This window comes from Providencia rustigianii, from assembly GCF_900637755.1.
Lineage (GTDB): Bacteria > Pseudomonadota > Gammaproteobacteria > Enterobacterales > Enterobacteriaceae > Providencia > Providencia rustigianii.
Map to the genome: position 1 here is coordinate 1,786,976 of NZ_LR134396.1, position 17,569 is coordinate 1,804,544.

Annotated in this window: 17 protein-coding genes; 9 read left to right on the forward strand and 8 right to left on the reverse strand. The window is 41.8% G+C overall.

Translation table 11 applies throughout. The features are described from left to right. Window positions 1-175 precede the first annotated feature (175 nt). The 4 genes from EL244_RS08290 to murJ all read left to right on the forward strand — a co-directional run bounded on the left by EL244_RS08290 (window position 176) and on the right by murJ (window position 5,894). Entirely contained in the window at window positions 176-2,416 is a 2,241-nt protein-coding gene (locus EL244_RS08290; protein WP_126460108.1) for a lipase family protein, read from the forward strand. Continuing rightward, the gene (locus EL244_RS08295) at window positions 2,397-3,161 is read left to right on the forward strand and encodes a hypothetical protein (RefSeq protein ID WP_126460111.1); all 765 of its coding nucleotides are present in this window, start codon (window positions 2,397-2,399) and stop codon (window positions 3,159-3,161) included. The genes EL244_RS08290 and EL244_RS08295 overlap by 20 nt, the downstream gene beginning before the upstream one ends. Before the next feature lie 526 nt (window positions 3,162-3,687). Continuing rightward, the gene (gene rimJ, locus EL244_RS08300; RefSeq protein ID WP_126460114.1) at window positions 3,688-4,275 is read left to right on the forward strand and encodes a ribosomal protein S5-alanine N-acetyltransferase; all 588 of its coding nucleotides are present in this window, start codon (window positions 3,688-3,690) and stop codon (window positions 4,273-4,275) included. Window positions 4,276-4,355: 80 nt separating this feature from the next. Further along, window positions 4,356-5,894: a murein biosynthesis integral membrane protein MurJ gene (gene murJ, locus EL244_RS08305; protein ID WP_126460117.1), complete on the forward strand. Its 1,539-nt coding sequence runs from the start codon at window positions 4,356-4,358 to the stop codon at window positions 5,892-5,894. A 46-nt stretch (window positions 5,895-5,940) separates the two neighbouring features. Here the strand turns inward: murJ and amtB are convergent, their stop codons facing one another. From amtB to argS, 3 genes are all read right to left on the reverse strand, one after another. Further along, on the reverse strand, window positions 5,941-7,233 hold the full coding sequence (gene amtB / locus EL244_RS08310) for an ammonium transporter AmtB (RefSeq protein WP_126460120.1): 1,293 nt from the start codon (window positions 7,231-7,233) through the stop codon (window positions 5,941-5,943). Between the two features lie 13 nt (window positions 7,234-7,246). Continuing rightward, the gene (gene glnK, locus EL244_RS08315) at window positions 7,247-7,585 is read right to left on the reverse strand and encodes a P-II family nitrogen regulator (protein WP_006813151.1); all 339 of its coding nucleotides are present in this window, start codon (window positions 7,583-7,585) and stop codon (window positions 7,247-7,249) included. A 246-nt stretch (window positions 7,586-7,831) separates the two neighbouring features. Then, window positions 7,832-9,562: an arginine--tRNA ligase gene (gene argS / locus EL244_RS08320; RefSeq protein WP_126460123.1), complete on the reverse strand. Its 1,731-nt coding sequence runs from the start codon at window positions 9,560-9,562 to the stop codon at window positions 7,832-7,834. Between the two features lie 199 nt (window positions 9,563-9,761). Here argS and EL244_RS08325 point away from each other — a divergent pair, with 199 nt between their 5' ends. The 3 genes from EL244_RS08325 to EL244_RS08335 all read left to right on the forward strand — a co-directional run bounded on the left by EL244_RS08325 (window position 9,762) and on the right by EL244_RS08335 (window position 11,829). After that, on the forward strand, window positions 9,762-10,316 hold the full coding sequence (locus EL244_RS08325) for a VOC family protein (RefSeq protein WP_126460126.1): 555 nt from the start codon (window positions 9,762-9,764) through the stop codon (window positions 10,314-10,316). 182 nt (window positions 10,317-10,498) lie between these two features. Continuing rightward, window positions 10,499-11,260 (forward strand): copper homeostasis protein CutC, encoded by a 762-nt coding sequence (gene cutC / locus EL244_RS08330; protein WP_006813147.1) that lies wholly within the window; start codon window positions 10,499-10,501, stop codon window positions 11,258-11,260. A gap of 140 nt (window positions 11,261-11,400) precedes the next feature. Further along, window positions 11,401-11,829 carry a hypothetical protein gene (locus tag EL244_RS08335; RefSeq protein ID WP_126460129.1) on the forward strand — a complete coding sequence of 143 codons (429 nt, stop codon included), beginning with the start codon at window positions 11,401-11,403 and terminating at the stop codon, window positions 11,827-11,829. 61 nt (window positions 11,830-11,890) lie between these two features. Here the strand turns inward: EL244_RS08335 and cmoB are convergent, their stop codons facing one another. The 5 genes from cmoB to EL244_RS08360 all read right to left on the reverse strand — a co-directional run bounded on the left by cmoB (window position 11,891) and on the right by EL244_RS08360 (window position 15,050). After that, window positions 11,891-12,862 carry a tRNA 5-methoxyuridine(34)/uridine 5-oxyacetic acid(34) synthase CmoB gene (gene cmoB, locus EL244_RS08340; protein ID WP_126460132.1) on the reverse strand — a complete coding sequence of 324 codons (972 nt, stop codon included), beginning with the start codon at window positions 12,860-12,862 and terminating at the stop codon, window positions 11,891-11,893. Next, complete coding sequence (cmoA, locus tag EL244_RS08345) at window positions 12,859-13,614, reverse strand: carboxy-S-adenosyl-L-methionine synthase CmoA (RefSeq protein ID WP_006813144.1); 756 nt, start codon at window positions 13,612-13,614, stop codon at window positions 12,859-12,861. Before cmoA ends, cmoB begins: the two co-directional genes overlap by 4 nt. 91 nt (window positions 13,615-13,705) lie before the next feature. Then, window positions 13,706-14,104, reverse strand: coding sequence for an MAPEG family protein (locus EL244_RS08350; protein WP_006813143.1), 399 nt, complete (start codon window positions 14,102-14,104; stop codon window positions 13,706-13,708). 150 nt (window positions 14,105-14,254) lie between these two features. After that, entirely contained in the window at window positions 14,255-14,659 is a 405-nt protein-coding gene (locus tag EL244_RS08355) for an NUDIX hydrolase (RefSeq protein WP_115164275.1), read from the reverse strand. A 55-nt stretch (window positions 14,660-14,714) separates the two neighbouring features. Beyond that, window positions 14,715-15,050 carry a DUF4377 domain-containing protein gene (locus tag EL244_RS08360; protein ID WP_126460135.1) on the reverse strand — a complete coding sequence of 112 codons (336 nt, stop codon included), beginning with the start codon at window positions 15,048-15,050 and terminating at the stop codon, window positions 14,715-14,717. A 306-nt stretch (window positions 15,051-15,356) separates the two neighbouring features. Here EL244_RS08360 and aspS point away from each other — a divergent pair, with 306 nt between their 5' ends. Together aspS and nudB are read left to right on the forward strand one after the other, a co-directional pair. Further along, the gene (gene aspS, locus EL244_RS08365; RefSeq protein WP_112836702.1) at window positions 15,357-17,126 is read left to right on the forward strand and encodes an aspartate--tRNA ligase; all 1,770 of its coding nucleotides are present in this window, start codon (window positions 15,357-15,359) and stop codon (window positions 17,124-17,126) included. After that, window positions 17,126-17,557, forward strand: a complete 432-nt coding sequence (nudB, locus tag EL244_RS08370) for a dihydroneopterin triphosphate diphosphatase (protein ID WP_126460137.1) — start codon at window positions 17,126-17,128, stop codon at window positions 17,555-17,557. Before aspS ends, nudB begins: the two co-directional genes overlap by 1 nt. Window positions 17,558-17,569 lie beyond the last annotated feature (12 nt).

Here is a 17,569-nt window from a genome sequence, read left to right on the forward strand (position 1 = left end):
CATACTTGTGTATGCTCCTAGGAATTCACTCATTTTGCCGCCTAGCTGTGATATGAACTATTAAATTCAATTGATAATTAATCCTTCAGTATTCTCAGTAATGGAAATATTTCCTTGTCAATATCGCTTAGGGGATCAAGAATGGCGGTTTAACCGAGTTGGTAAAGGATAAGATATGGCACAAGGATTTTTTTTACGTGTAGGCGATAAAACAACGTGCGGTGGACAAATTTTAACGGGTGACCAGTCCATGCAATGGTATGGGATTGCTGGGGCTCGAGAAGGTGATTTAGTCAGCTGTGGTAAGCACTCCGGGTCATATCGAATTCTCGGTGGCGTTAACAATATGTGGCTGGAGGATAGAAAACATGCTGGGTCATTAGAAAGTTTTAGCTCTTGCCCCTGCAAAGCCCGCTTTATACCGTCTATTCCTGATAATTATGTGCCATCTAATGGTAATGAATCGTCAGCCTATTCTGAATATCAAAATAACACTAAAGACAATGACGATAGTGATGAACTGACGCATTGGATTGAATGTCTCCTTGTTGATGAACAGGGGAAGCCTTTAGTGGAAATGCCTTACACGTTGAAAGTGGGTAATGATATCGTTAGACACGGTGTAACAAGTGCTAATGGCTATTTTCGGCAAGAAAAATTGCCTCGCACTCGCACAACACTAACCGCTTCCGCCCAAACACTCACCGATGAAATGGAAAATCGCCTATTACGAACGTTGAGGGGGGAAGCGCATTCCCTCGTCAAACTGCAGGCAGAAGCTAATGGTTATCACTATCGCTACGCTGTGATTGGTGAGTTATGTGACAAAGCGCCGGAAATTGTACGATGGGAGCAAGCGAAATTTGGGCTACCATATTACCACTTTCCAAAGGAAGATGAATTTAATGGATTAGCATTTAATAATGTGCATTTTAATCAATGTAATGTGATTGAAGTTTGTCCTTTTAGGGCGTGGTCTTTAGTGCTTAACCATACGCCAGATTATGATATGGTCAATGCGTATAATTTAGGGTTAATGTCATTGCTAGTGTATAAAAATGAGGTCATGGTTGACCCCGATGAAGTCGAGGATATGCGTGAATTTATCCAGGCACAGGATACGACGACGTCATTTTTCTATCAGCAGTGTTTTGATTTATCCCAAGCCCCCGAAATTAATGATGCTTCAGTTTATCCCGCGATTGTTACCGACGTACCGTTTAGCGCCCGTTATCGCCCGGCTATTTTTTTAGACGTTCAACAAGTCGATGGGGTTGATAAATTCGAGCATGACACGCAAATGTTTTTTGTGGAAAACGATACCCAAATTATTGCCGCATGGCGAGGTACTGCTAGTGCGAGAGATGCACTTACCGATGGAACCTATCGACCTATTCCTTGCCCAGGAAATATTCTTTCCACCGAAAAAGCGAAAGTGCATAAAGGGTTTTTAGATGGATATCAGTGTATTGAAAAATATTTTGAGAATAGGTCTGAGCAAATAAAAGAAATATCTCAAGATAATAAAGAATTATTTATTACAGGACATAGCTTAGGAGGCGCGCTCGCTTTATTGCATGCAACAGAATTAAAAAATAATAAACCTCTTCTTTATACGTATGGAATGCCCCGTGTTTTTACCGGCAGCGGCGTTAAAGCGTTATCATCACTCAATCATTTCCGCCATGTTAATGATGCCGATACGGTCACCAGTGTCCCATTTGATACCAATATGGACAATTGGTTATTTGACGCTTATGGACTACTCGGCACGATTTTTGGGTTTAGCTGGACATTAGCAACATTGCCCACAATTCCATTGCAAAAAACGCTTCCCGATATTGGTGAAGTTTACTATCACCATGGTAATACGGTGAGTTTCTTTGAGGCCAGACAAATTGGTGACGAACAATTGCGTAGCCATACTGGCGCAACACTAGGTCATAAACGCTGGCGTATGAATGGGAGTTATAAGTTTTATTTGGTGCCTAGCCTAGCTAATACCTTAGATAAGGGACTGGAAAAAGAACAACAATCTTATGTGCAATCAATCAAAGGGGATACGGATATCATCAATGAAATTTTTCCGCAGTGGAACAACCCAACATTAGATACGATTGTTACCATGGCGACAGACCATTTTATGGGCATTAAGTATCAAGCAATCATTAATAACCAATTGCTCAGTGCATTAGCACCTTCAAAAACACCAATATTGGTCACATCCAGACAACGATTTAGTCAGTTAATCCATCATGAGGATGCTTACAAACTGAATGCTCAACGAAATATGACATTTATTAAACTCGAGAATGTTTTACATAATAGCTTGGCAAAAAATGTCAATCAAAATGAAGCGGTAATACAGGCATTGCTGCGATACAAGGAGAGTACCCATGAAATTTCTTTATCTTAAAACGGCGTTAGTTTCATTATTTAGTCTGTTGATTTTACAGGGATGCGCGAAAAGCCGCTCATTTTCACCGCCATTACATGGAGAGAGTGTTCATTTTGCTGCCACCGTTCCCAATGCATTAGAGGTTTTGCCCATTTCAGCAACTTATCGCTCTAAAATTTGTCGTAAGGAGCGAAGAAACGCTAATGGAGGATCGTACACTATTCCTGGGGTTCATCGAGCTATGTATCCGCTATCAATAGGGCAGCCAAATCAAGTAAAAGTCAGTATTCCTGAATTAGGTGGAGGTCAATGTGATTGGAAACTGAGTAACATTAGATTTGAAGTAAAATTAAAGGATCCATCGAAAATTGACTCATTGATATCAAAAAATTTCGGGACAGAAGTAACCTTTGTTTTTGATAATAATGCCCCTCAAATTTTTGATGGGGGGTATGAAAAAAAATCAGGAAATATTAATGAAACATTAATTTTATTTCCTCTTTTAGTTAAGGATTTTATGAGTGGAAATATTTTTAAGTCATATTTGATAGCTAAAAGTGACCCTCTCACATATAAGGTTCATATGACCACAAGTATTAATCTAAATGTGATTTATAAAAAACAAATGCTTTCAGTTTGGACAGGTAGAAAAAATAATAATAGACCATTCATGACTTACCCCAATGGTGAAATTATTTATGGTGAAGTCAGACCAGACTACAAAAAACTGCTCGAAATATCAGAATCAAACAATATGAAATAATATATTACTCTCGCTATTTTTACGTCGATAAGCGTCATTTACTATGTTAAACGGGCTAGTTATATTGAAAATAGCCCGTATATTACAATTAAAAATAGTCATATCTGAGACAAATATAGGGATTGGTGAGCTAATTCATCATGAGAATGCTTACAAACTGAATTCCAATCGAAACACGCACTGTTACGTTATAGGGAGAGTATCAGTGAAATTTCCGCGTCTTAAATCAGCATCGCCATTCCAACTACATTGGAAGCCTTGCCCATTTCTGTCATGTATCGTTTTAAAATTTGTCGTATACAGTTTCTGAGCACGAACCACGCATCAATCAGTCAAACCCCAGCGTTGTTGGTTACATTCCTGAATCCTAGTCACATGCTGATGTATGCGCCTAGATACTTATTTATATTAATCGTCCAAAAAATAACTCAATTACGCTGAGAATTGAATTAGTTAAGCGATAAATTTGAGTTATACTTCAGGCTTCGAAAGTGGCGATATTATTAAATATAGATTAAGGGCTACGATGTTTGGTTATCGTTCAAATGAACCCAAAGTGCGTCTAATTACTGACCGAATGATTATCCGCTTAGCCTATGAGCGTGATAATTATCGACTCGCAGATTATTACATATTAAATAAAGACTTTTTGACGCCATGGGAGCCAACCCGCGACAATTCCCACTTTAACCCCTCAGGATGGAACAATCGACTGCATGCGATGAGCGAAATGCATCGCCAAGGTAGTGCATTTCATTTTCTACTACTCGATAAAGATGAGAATGAAGTTATTGGCGTTGCTAATTTCAGTAATATCTTGCGAGGATCATTCCATGCCTGCTATCTAGGCTATTCATTGGGTGAAAAATGGCAGGGGCAAGGACTGATGTATGAGGGATTAATCCAAACCATTCGTTACATGCAAAAGCATCAAGGAATGCACCGTATTATGGCGAATTATATGCCTCATAATTTACGCAGTGGAAACCTACTCACTCGCCTTGGTTTTGAACGAGAAGGGTATGCAAAACAGTTTTTGCAAATTAACGGGGAATGGCGGGATCATGTCTTAACCGCGTTGACGGACGATACTTGGAAGCCGACCAAAGCCTAAAAACATTTACCTATCAATCGTAGTCAGTCAGGCTATCCGCTGCTAAACTGCTACGATTGTTTTCTTCTAGTCTAATTATCATGAATTTATTGAAATCCTTAGCAGCGATAAGCTCCATGACTATGATGTCTCGGGTGCTGGGCTTTATCCGCGATGCTATTATTGCCCGAGTATTTGGGGCTGGCGCTTCTGCTGATGCCTTCTTTGTGGCGTTTAAACTCCCTAATTTATTGCGTCGGATTTTTGCTGAGGGGGCTTTTTCTCAAGCCTTTGTTCCCATTTTAGCGGAATATAAAAATCAGCAAGGTGAAGAGGCGACTCGCACGTTTATTGCCTATATTTCAGGAATGCTGACACTTGCACTCGCGATAGTGACTATCGCTGGAATGCTGGCAGCACCATGGGTGATTTATGTCACTGCGCCAGGCTTTACTGATGATGCTGATAAATTTGCGTTAACCACCAATTTATTGCGTGTCACTTTCCCTTATATTTTCTTGATATCATTAGCTTCTCTTGCTGGTGCGATTCTGAATACATGGAACCGTTTCTCTGTTCCCGCATTTGCACCAACGCTATTAAATGTCAGCATGATTTTATTTGCTGCATTTGCTGCTCCATATTTCGATCCGCCGATTATGTCCTTGGCTTGGGCGGTATTAGTTGGCGGACTTTTACAGTTGGTTTATCAACTTCCCCATTTAAGAAAAATCGGCATGCTGGTTTTACCACGCCTATCTTTCCGTGACAGTGGCGTATGGCGCGTGATGAGAATGATGGGGCCGGCCATTATTGGTGTATCTGTCGCACAAATTTCTTTGATTATTAATACGATTTTCGCCTCTTTTCTTCAATCGGGCTCAGTTTCGTGGATGTATTATGCTGACCGCTTGATGGAGTTACCATCAGGGGTTTTAGGGGTTGCTCTCGGGACGATTTTATTGCCATCCCTTGCCAAAAGTTTTACTAGCGGTAATCACCAAGAGTATCGCCATTTAATGGATTGGGGATTGCGTTTGTGTTTATTGCTGGCTTTACCTTGTGCGGTAGGATTGGCAATTTTATCTGAAGCCTTGACGGTATCTCTGTTCCAATACGGCAATTTTACAGCTCACGATTCATTAATGACTCAATATGCTTTAATGGCGTATTGCGTAGGCTTGACGGGAATGATTTTAGTGAAAATTTTGGCGCCTGGTTTTTATTCTCGCCAAAATATTCGCACCCCAGTAAAAATTGCTATTGTGACCTTAATACTGACTCAGCTAATGAACTTAGCGTTTATTGGACCTCTGCAACATGCCGGTTTGGCCTTATCAATTGGTGTGGCAGCATGTTTCAATGCGGGAGTGCTTTATTGGCAGCTACGCAAACAAGATATTTTCCAACCTTTAGCGGGATGGAAAGGTTTTATTTTTAAATTACTGATTGCGGTTGTTGTTATGGCTGCGGTGTTATTGGGTGTCTTGCACTTTATGCCTGATTGGCAACAAGGCAATATGCTGATGCGTATGTTGCGTTTAATGGGCGTTGTAATCGTTGGGGCTGGTAGTTATTTTATTGCCTTATATTTATTAGGTTTCCGTCCTCGTGATTTTATGAAACGTAGCATCGCGTAATTGATAAACAATCAAACTCCCCCCTCAATAGAGGGGGAGTAGACAACTACTGGTGATAAGCACTTTCACCATGGGACGTTAAATCCAAGCCATCGCATTCCTCTTCAGGGGAAACACGTAATCCCACCAATTTATCCGCCAATTTGAAGGCAATATAGGCCACAACACCGGACCAGATAATGGTAACCACGACGCTAAATAACTGAATAGAGACTTGATGGAGCAAAGTAACGCCTTCTTTATACCCGAGACCGCCGAGTAAAGCAGAAGTAAAGACTCCAGTTAGTAGGCAGCCAATGATGCCGCAAGTTCCGTGGATACCAAAAACATCACAAACGTCATCTGCTTTTAACCAACGTTTTAATGTTACCACTCCCCACAGACCTACCACTCCACCCACGACGCCAATAACAAGCGCACCTATCGGACCTACCGTACCTGCTGCTGGTGTGATAGCGACGAGACCGGATATACAGCCTGAGCAACTACCTAACATAGAAGGCTTCCCACGAACAACCCATTCAGTGAATGTCCACGACAATATTGCACCCGCGGTAGCAATTACGGTATTGATCAAGGCTAGTGCAGCAATATTATTGGCACTACCTGCTGAGCCTGCGTTGAAACCAAACCAGCCCACATACAGTACCGCAGTACCCATAAAGACCATCGGTAAGTTATGGGGTTTTAAGACTATTTGGCTATAATCGCTTCGTTTTCCTAGCAGATAAGCACCCACCAAAGCCGCGACGGCTGCATTGATGTGGACAACGGTTCCTCCTGCGAAGTCGATAGCGCCGTCATTAGCTAACCAGCCACCTTCGCCCCATACCATATGTGCGATAGGCACGTAAGAAAAGGTAAACCAAATTACCGTAAAGATCAGCAAGGCAGAGAAGCGAATACGTTCACCTAGCGCACCCACGATCAGTGCTACGGTGATCACCGCAAATGAACCTTGGAAGGCGACATGAATATATTGGCTGATCGAGCCAGATAAGTCCTCTAACGACATCGAGTTTAGTAAAGTCAGTGAACCACCGCCAAAAAATTTATTGCCAGCGGTGAACGCTAAACTATAACCAAATAGCAGCCATAGAATGATCACGATACTGAAAATAAGCATCACTTGGGTAATCAATGACAGTACGTTTTTGCTACGTAATAGCCCGCCATAAAATAGGGCAATTCCGGGGATGGTCATAAAGAAAACCAAAACGGTACTGATTAGCATAAAGGCGTTATCGGCTTTATCCGCGATGACTAGCTCAGAGGCATATGCGGGTAAGGCGAAGCTGCTAATAGCTAAGAGTACAAAACTTAACAATCGTCGTTTCATGTTATTTTCTCCCTTATAGAGCGTCTTCGCCAGATTCGCCAGTGCGAATACGGACTGCTTGTAATAATTCGAACACAAACAATTTTCCATCGCCGACTTTGCCCGTTTCGGCTGTATTGGTAATTGCCTCTAGTACGGGCTCAAGTTGGTCGTCGCTAATGGCTAGCTCTATTTTGACTTTAGGCAGAAAATTCACTTCATACTCTGCACCTCGATAAAGTTCAGCATGACCTTTTTGCCTACCATAGCCTTTGACTTCACAGATAGTCATTCCCTGAATACCGAGCTCAGAGAGTGATTCTCGAACATCTTCTAACTTAAATGGCTTAATGATTGCGATAATGTACTTCATAAATCCCCCTGTCTTTTTGTAAAGGCAAAGAGATAAAAGCAAAAGGCGTGCCAAATGTTAATGTCTTGTTATGGCACGAAATAGCGGCGATAAGTGGTCAATTATGTGATATACCTCACCAAACTAGTGCAATAAACAGCCTGGTTTTTCTTGATGGTGCAAAATAGTGCAGCATGAGGATGGGGTTCAGATGTAAAAAGCCCACTAAAAAAGTGGGCTAATAAGTAGGATGGGAAGAGCAAAAAACTACATTCTTTCGACTGTTTCGATACCTAACGTATCCAAACCTATTTTTAAAGTTTTCTGTGTCAGTAATGCTAGTTTCAGGCGGCTTTGGCGCTGAGCATCATTATCTGCGGACAGAATAGGGCAATGTTCATAGAAGCTAGAGAATAGACCAGCTAAGTCATATAGGTAAGCACACATTACATGTGGGGTACCATCACGGGCTACGGTTAGAATCGTTTCCTCAAACTGCATTAAACGGGTTGCTAGCGCGATTTCGTGTGGTGCTTCAAGAACGATTGGCAGGGTTAAATCTGCTTCAGTAATATTTGCTTTTTTGAAGATGGAGGCAACGCGGGTATAGGCATATTGCATATACGGTGCAGTGTTACCTTCAAAGGCGAGCATATTATCCCAATCGAAAATATAGTCTGTCGTCCGGTTTTTAGACAGATCCGCATACTTCACTGCACCAATCCCAACGACATTCGCCAGATTCAATAATTCATCTTCTGGCATGTCAGGATTCTTTTCGCGAATCAGTGTTTGTGCTCGTTCAACCGCTTCATCCAACAAATCAGACAGACGAACAGTACCACCAGAACGCGTTTTGAATGGTTTGCCATCTTTACCTAACATCATGCCAAACATATGGTGCTCAAGCGCCATTGATTCTGGGATGTAACCGGCTTTACGGACGATGGTCCAAGCTTGCATTAAATGTTGATGCTGGCGGGAGTCGATATAATACAGGGAACGATCCGCATGTAGCGTTTCATAACGGTATTTAGCGCAGGCAATATCCGTTGTGGTATAAAGGTAACCGCCATCTTTTTTCTGGACGATAACTCCCATCGGTTCGCCTTCCTTGTTTTTAAATTCATCAAGGAAAACAACGGTAGCACCTTCACTTTCAACGGCTAAACCTTTCGCTTTAAGATCAGCAACAATTCCCGGTAGCATGCTGTTATACAGGCTTTCACCCATCACATCATCTTCAGTTAATGTGACATTTAAGCGGTGATAAGTTTCTTGGTTTTGTTGCATGGTGATGTCGACCAATTTACGCCACATTTTACGGCAGTATTCATCACCAGATTGTAATTTCACTACATAGCCGCGAGCGCGGACGGCGAAATCTTCATCTTCATCATAATGTTTTTTTGCTTCACGGTAGAACGCTTCGAGATCAGCCAGTGCCATATCGCTAGCATCTTCATTCTGGACTTTCTCTAGGTAAGCAATCAGCATACCGAACTGCGTACCCCAGTCACCAACGTGGTTAGCACGGATAACTTTATGACCTAAAAACTCTTGGGTACGTGCGGCAGCATCACCAATAATGGTCGAGCGTAGGTGGCCGACATGCATCTGTTTTGCAACGTTCGGTGCAGAGTAATCAATGACGATAGTTTCTGGCTTAACTGGCGCGATACCTAGACGATCACTGGTCAACGCTTGTTCTGCATAAGTAGCAACCCAAGTAGGGTCGATAAAAATATTGATGAAACCGGGACCGGCGATTTCAACTTTCGTTGCAATACCTTCAAGATCTAAATGGCTAACAATTTGCTCGGCCAGTTGTCGGGGAGGCATACCCATTTTTTTCGCTGCGCCCATCACACCATTGGCCTGATAGTCACCGAATTGCGCTTTAGCTGATTGACGCACAAGGGCATCACAGCCTTCTGGAGCTCCCGCTGCTAGCATTGCAGCACTCACTTTATCTGAAAGAATAGCCTGAATATTCACCGGATTACCTTAAATAACGAACATAGTTACCACATTGTGCCATCACATGCGCTGAACTAAAAGGTGGAAGAGAAAAATCGGCTGGTTTTATACCATATTTTGGGGGAGTCGTGCTACAGTCGGGGGAGTTTGTTTTCTTTTATTATTATCATTTCACTTGTTCTTAATGAGACAAGTGGTTTTGGCAGAGTAATTTTTAATGTTAGATTTCGATAAAATTCCCCAGTTGCAAGATCTTCAGCAGGACCTTCCACATTTTGAACGCAAGCTAACCAGTATGGCTCAAGCGTTAAATCTCTCTTTAACCGATTATTGCATCGATCATATTTCCGTACGTTGTCACCACATTGCAACCGCAGAACGTTGGCATGAAGGGCTCTTGCAATGCGCAGAGTTACTCTCGGATAATCTTATCAATGGGCGCCCAATCCGTTTATATGATTTGAAAAAGCCAATTCAAGTGGCGGGGCAGGATGTTTTTATTATCGAGTTACCATTTCCAAAGGATAAAATCTATCCCCAAGAGAGTTGGGAGCATATTGAAATGGTGATTGAGGTTGAGCCGGAAGTGTTAGAAAAAACAGCGCGATCTCTACTGCCGGAACCTTTGCCAGAAGGCTATTACTGTAAAGTCAGCCAGCCTAAAGGTCAGCGAGAAAGACTACCTAATCCTACATTAGCAGTGACAAATAACCTAATCACTATCAAATATCACCCATTTTCCCTTAGAAACATCGTTGAAAGCGAAAAATAAGTGATGGAATTAACGTTATTGATAATTACTTTTCGTTAACTCACCTACGGTGTGATGTTGCGCAGATAACATTTAACAAAAAGTGGCATATTAGCTGAATCGTTAATCGTAGAGTTATTTTTTGTAGTGACATTATTGGATATTTTTAAGGAAGTGATCCTTACCACATTTTGGAGGTCTTCATGGCAAAACTGGAAATTTGCTGTTTTGGAATAGAGTGCGCCCAAGTGGCTCAAGAATATGGTGCTGACCGTATTGAACTTTGCTCTGGAGCCGCAGATGGCGGGCTCACGCCGAGTTATGGATATTTAAAACTGGCTAGAGAAAAATTGCATATTCCAGTTCACCCGATCATCCGTCCTCGTGGCGGGGATTTTTGCTATAACATGAGCGAGTTCGATGCAATTCGCGAAGATTTGCTGATGATCAAGCAGATGGGGTTTCCCGGTGCGGTGATCGGGCTGCTAGACCCTGAAGGGCGTATTGATATCGGAAGGATGCAGATCCTCATGGAAATTGCTGAGGGCATGGAAATCACGTTCCATCGTGCATTTGATATGTGCATTAATCCGTTACTCGCATTAGAGCAACTGAAAAACTTGGGCGTTGCACGTATTTTAACGTCAGGTCAGCAGCAAAGCGCTGAATTGGGTTTACCGCTATTGAAAGAGTTGCATGAAAAAAGCCGTGAAATTAATGGTCCCATTATTATGGCTGGAGCAGGGGTTCGCTTAGCGAATTTGACCAAGTTTATGGAGATTGGTTTAACCGAAGTACATAGCTCGGCAGGAAAAACTGTACCATCGAGTATGAACTACCGCAAAGTAGGTGTCACAATGGCATCAAATAGTGAAAGTGATGAGTTTACTCATTATTGTGTGGATGGGTTGACGGTTGAAGCAATGAAAGGCTTTATTTCAATTACAGAAAAAATATCAGCTTAAAGGGTAAATTCAGAATAGGACTGGCTGAATTTACAATAGAGAGCGTTAAAATTGAGGGAGGCTAAATAGTCTCCCTCAATTTTAAGGCTATTCCGTTATTAGTTGATAAAAATACCGCAGTAAATTTTAAGGAAAAAATTATGTTGAAGAAAATTGTGTTAGCAACCTCCCTCTTTTTTATAACCACATCGACATTTGCTTTTTCATTAGCAGAAAAAGAAAAACACCAAAAAATTGAAACGGAAGTGGCTTCACAGGTTGAATTCGTCAATAAAATATGTGGGTCAAAAATTCAAGCAAGTTTTGATTGGGCAACGTTTTCAAAAGAACAGCTAGAAACTATAGGTATTGATGGTTATAGCAATGAAATGCTAAAGGGCATTACAAAGGTTTGTGAACGTTCAGAGTTAGCAAAACAATCGGTGAGCGAAAAAATTAAAAATATTACTTACTCATATGCGCAGCCTAGAGCCATTGAATTGAAAGAGGGAACGTTATATTTAGGTATAGATTTTGATGCAGCAAATGATACAAAAGCGGTAGAAGAATATTTATTGAATAATTTGTAGTGAAAATCAACAAAAACGCCCACAATATTGGGCGTTCTCGTTTTTACACCAACCCTTCAAATTAAGGCTTTTTCGCAATTAATATCGCTCTTAATGGTGCAGGATAACCTTCAATGGTTTTTGTTCTGTCATTAGGATCTAAAAACTCAGCTAAAGACTCTGTTTGCATCCAGTCAGTACGGCGTTGTTCTTCTAATGAGGTCACCGCTTGGTCAACGATGCGTACATCCACAAAACCACATTTCTCTAGCCAAACTTTTAGCATTTTAGCGGATGGAATAAAGTAAACATTGCGCATCTGGGCATAGCGGTCACCGGGGATCAAACATTGAAATTCATCACCTTCAACGACCAAGCTCTCTAACACTAATTCGCCTTCACTCACTAATTGATCTTTTAATTGATATAAATGGTCGAGTGGCGAACGGCGATGGTACAGAACTCCCATCGAAAAGACCGTATCAAAGGCTTTTAATGCAGGTAATTGCTCAATTCCTAAAGGTAACAAATGGGCGCGTTGATTATCGCCTAACAGTTTTCTTACGGCTTCAAATTGGCATAAAAACAGTTCTGTCGGGTCAATTCCTACCACAAATTCAGCCTGTTCACCGAGCATGCGCCACATATGGTAACCACTTCCGCAGCCCACATCTAATACATAGCGACCTTTAAGTGACGAAATATGTGGCAGAACACGATCCCATTTCCAATCTGAGCGCCATTCAGTATCGATATTCACGCCATACAGGGAAAATGGACCTTTACGCCATGGTTTTAGCTGACCCAAAATATTATTTAGGCAGCGTGTTTCGCCGGAGGTTAGCTCAGGGTCACGGGTTGCGGTAACACTGTTTTTTAAATCTAAATGGGTCGGGGCCATTGCTGGAAGTTTATCGAGCATTTTTTCCCATGAAGAGAACCCACCGTGCAGGCCTTGTTTTTTCCATTCAGCGAGTTGTGAAGGCAAGGTTTCTAGCCAGTGACTTAAAGGACCGATAGCAATTTGTTGATAGAAACGACCGAAATCTATCATGATTGACTCTCTTTTAACGCTAATAACGAACCAAAATTAAAACATTGGAACCAAACTTCACAATGGGCAAAACCAGCGCGCTTCAGACGGGCTTTGTGGGCTTCGACAGAGTCTGTTAGCATCACATTTTCCAACATACTGCGTTTTTGGCTAATTTCTAATTCGCTGTAGCCATTTGCCCGTTTAAAATCATGGTGCATATTGAACAGTAACTCGCCAATTTGCTGGTCTTCAAAATTAAATTTCTCAGAGAGAACTAAAATCCCACCCGGTAATAAACCTTGATAAATTTTAGCCAGCAACTGCTCGCGATCATCAGGATTCAAAAACTGTAATGTGAAGTTAAGGATAACCATTGACGCATTTTCAATATGAATATCGCGAATATCACCTTCGATTACATCCACGGGAGTTTGTGCTTTGTAAGCATCAATATGGCGGCGACAGCGCTCGACCATAGCGGGGGAGTTATCGACAGAGATAATCTTACAGTTATCTACAGAAATATTGCGGCGTACCGATAAGGTTGCAGCACCGAGGGAACACCCAAGATCATAAACGTGGCTATTGGGTGTGACAAAACGATCCGCAAGCATCCCAATCATGGTGATGATATTGGAGTAACCCGGTACAGAACGCTGGATCATATCGGGGAAGACTTCAGCCACTTTTTCATCAAAACTCCAATCACCTAAATTGGCAATTGGTGCAGAGAAAAGGCTATCTTTATGGTTTGGATCCTGACTTGACATATGATTTGTATTAAATAAGTAAAACAAAAGTAGTGGCGGATTGTAGCAGAAATCATCATGACCTGAAAACCAATCCGCACTGAGGGGAAAATTAAAGGGTAAAAGAGATCATTTGGACCCAAGGAAGATAGTAAGCATTGGCAATAATCATTAATGCCATTGAAAGATAAGTTCCAATCATGCCCATTCGACGATAGCTAACATCGTGGTTTTTAAGGCCATAAGAGTGCAGTAAACGACCAGCAATCAGAATAATGCCACACACATGGATCATCCAGACTTGCGCGCCATTCATCTCCATCAGTAGCAATAAAATAAGTGAGATTGGGATGTATTCAATGGCATTGCCATGTACCCGGATGGCTGTCTGCAATTCGTAAAAACCACCATCACCATAAGCCACACGGTACTGTGTCCGTAGCTTTACTACATTTAAAGATAATCTTAATAGCAGTAAGGCACCTAGTACAGCGTATAAGGAGCTGACCATTTTTTACACCATCCTCAAACATTTCAAAAAGTGAAAATGACTGAACATGTCGGTTATCGTAATGGATATAAATGACATTTCTTAAATTCTAAAACCTAATAGGTAAATCTACAAATGAAAATATGTATTTGCTTATTGTTTATCAGAGAATTATTCAATCAAACCATCGTTCTTTAACTGCGTTAAAATGGTTACCGCTGTTGATGAACAGCGTGAAAAATCTTGAGTTCCTAGCCAAGCTAATTCAGCGATTTCAGCCGCGGGCTGAGGAGCACCTTGATAGTCGGCAAAATAGCAACGAATACGCACTTGAGTGCCATCTTGCTTACCATCGGCTAGCCCAGTGAATTCGCCATAAAAACGTAATGTTTCAGGGAGTAATGCCAGCGTCAATTCTTCATCAATTTCACGACAAAGTGCCTGTTGGTCGGTTTCATTTTGCTCACGTTTACCGCCCGGAATATAAAACAGGGTTTTATTGTGAGACCGCACCATAGCAACTTTACCGCCAGATAGCGTAATCAATCCTAATTTATCAATAATTTTAGCGCTCATAATCAATACCTTGCGATGGTCGTAAAAGAGCAGGTGCTGAACACCTGCTTATAGACTATTTTTTCTCGATGATTTTGACCAATTCATAGCGAACGCTAGGGGCATCTGCGGGAGGGTTTGGTACATCAAACTGTTGAACTTCTAGGACGTAATTATAGCCTGGTTCATAAGTGAAACCTTGAATAGAACCATAAAAATATTGCCAATTATCAGCAGGTTTTTCTTTCACTTTCATGCATTTCATTGGTGCAACGCCGACACAATCAGCAAGAGATGAGTCCACATAAAATGTTTTATTGTTGGTAGTAGGCTTCATTGTGTTGGTTGAGGCTCCAGTTTGGCATCCTGCAAGCAGAAAGATGACCGATGACGCGAGTAGCAGTTTTTTCATATAATTTCCTTTGGTTTCAGGCGATAAATGTCTGAATCGGAATAATTATAGCAAAGAGGATAGGGTAATAACTCCGAAAGAGGATAATAATTTAATAATCATTAAAATTTGATAATAAAAATTGATGTGGCCTATTTTATTGGATCATTTTCGCGGTTAAGCTACATAGCCAACTGTTTGTCTAGCAGAATTTCCTATATAATGTCTGCCTTTTTTGACATTCTGAATTTTCAGCTAAATGTTCAGCAAAATGCCAAATTCCCGCAGCAAGCAAAAGCACAACAAGCTGAGTAAAAAGGATATTGTATGCGTACTAATTATTGTGGGCAGTTAAACATTGCTCATGAAGGCCAGAAGGTCACTCTTTGTGGATGGGTAAACCGCCGTCGTGACTTGGGTGGTTTGATTTTTATCGATATGCGTGACCGTGAAGGTATCGTTCAGGTTTTCTTCGATCCAGAGCGTAAAGACATATTTGAAAAAGCTTCAGAACTGCGTAATGAGTTCTGTATCCAAATCACAGGTACTGTACGCGCTCGCCCAGATAGTCAGAAAAATAAAGATATGGCGACGGGTGAAATTGAAGTCTTTGCTGAAGATCTGTTTGTCTTTAACAAATCCGAACCTCTGCCGTTAGATAGCAACCAAACCAATACGGAAGAGCGTCGTTTAAAATATCGCTATTTAGATTTACGTCGTCCTGACATGTCTGAACGCCTGCGTACTCGTGCGAAAATCACCAGTTTTGTTCGTAACTTTATGGACAACGAAGGTTTCCTGGATGTTGAAACGCCAATGCTGACTAAAGCGACACCAGAAGGTGCTCGTGACTACTTAGTACCAAGCCGTGTGCATAAAGGTAAATTTTATGCGCTGCCACAATCACCACAGCTGTTCAAACAGTTGCTGATGATGTCGGGTGTTGACCGTTATTATCAAATCGTAAAATGCTTCCGGGATGAAGATTTACGTGCTGACCGCCAACCTGAATTCACCCAGATCGATGTGGAAACTTCATTCATGAGCGCGGAACAAGTTCGCGAAGTGATGGAGCGCATGATCCGCAATTTGTGGCTTGAAGTGAAAGGTGTAGATCTAGGCAACTTCCCAATCATGACCTTTGCTGAAGCAATGCGCCGTTACGGTTCAGATAAACCTGACCTGCGTAACCCAATGGAACTGGTTGATGTTGCGGATATCGTGAAAAATGTCGAGTTCGCCGTGTTCTCTGGTCCAGCTAATGATCCTAAAGGTCGTGTTGCTGCCCTGAAAGTGCCGGGCGGTGCTGCAATGACCCGTAAACAAATTGATGAATACGGTAGCTTTGTTGGCATCTACGGCGCGAAAGGCTTAGCGTGGATGAAAGTTAACGAGCGTGCGAAAGGTTTAGAAGGTATTCAAAGCCCAGTTGCTAAGTTCCTTAGCTTAGACGTTATTGAGCAACTGCTGGAGCGTACAGGTGCCGCTGATGGCGATATCATTCTGTTTGGTGCCGGTGCGAAAAATGTGGTGACTGACTCAATGGGTGCACTCCGCTTGAAAGTTGGTCGTGATTTCGAACTGACCAACTTGAATAGCTGGCAGCCTCTGTGGGTTATCGATTTCCCAATGTTTGAAGAAAACGGTGAAGGCGGCTTAACCGCAATGCACCACCCATTCACTTCACCAAAAGATTTATCACCTGAAGATCTGGCAAAAAATCCAGAAGATGCAGTGGCAAATGCCTATGATATGGTAATCAATGGTTATGAAGTCGGTGGGGGCTCTGTACGTATTCACCGTGGTGAAATGCAGCAAACAGTCTTTGGGATTTTAGGTATTACTGAAGAAGAACAACGTGAGAAGTTCGGCTTCCTGTTAGATGCTCTGAAATATGGTACACCGCCACATGCTGGTTTAGCATTCGGTCTTGACCGCTTAGTTATGTTGTTAACAGGAACAGATAACATCCGTGATGTTATTGCATTCCCTAAAACAACCGCTGCGGCATGTTTAATGACCAATGCACCAAGTCATGCAAATCCTGACTCATTAACTGAACTGGCTATCGCTGTTGTGGCGAAAGAAGAAGAGTAATGAAAAATTATAAGCGCCCAGAATCTGTGTTAGTCATTATTGTGGCTGAAAATAGTGGGCGGGTGCTTATGATGCGGCGTAAAGACGACCCTGACTTTTGGCAATCTGTTACCGGAAGTCAGGAAGTTAATGAAAATACTTTTGATACAGCGCTTCGCGAAATTAAAGAAGAGACGGGTTTTGACCCGCAACCGAATCAGTTACATGATTTGTCGAAAAGTATCATTTTTGAAATTTTCCCGCATTTCAGGCATCGTTATGCACCCGATGTGACTCATTGTACAGAGCACTGGTTTAAATTGGTGCTCACTGATGAACAAACGCCATTGCTGACTGAACACACTGAATTTCGTTGGTTATCGCCGCAGCAAGCGGCTGATTTGACGAAGTCGTGGAGCAACAGCCAGGCTATTCTAGAATTTGCTGTTTAATTATTTATTGAC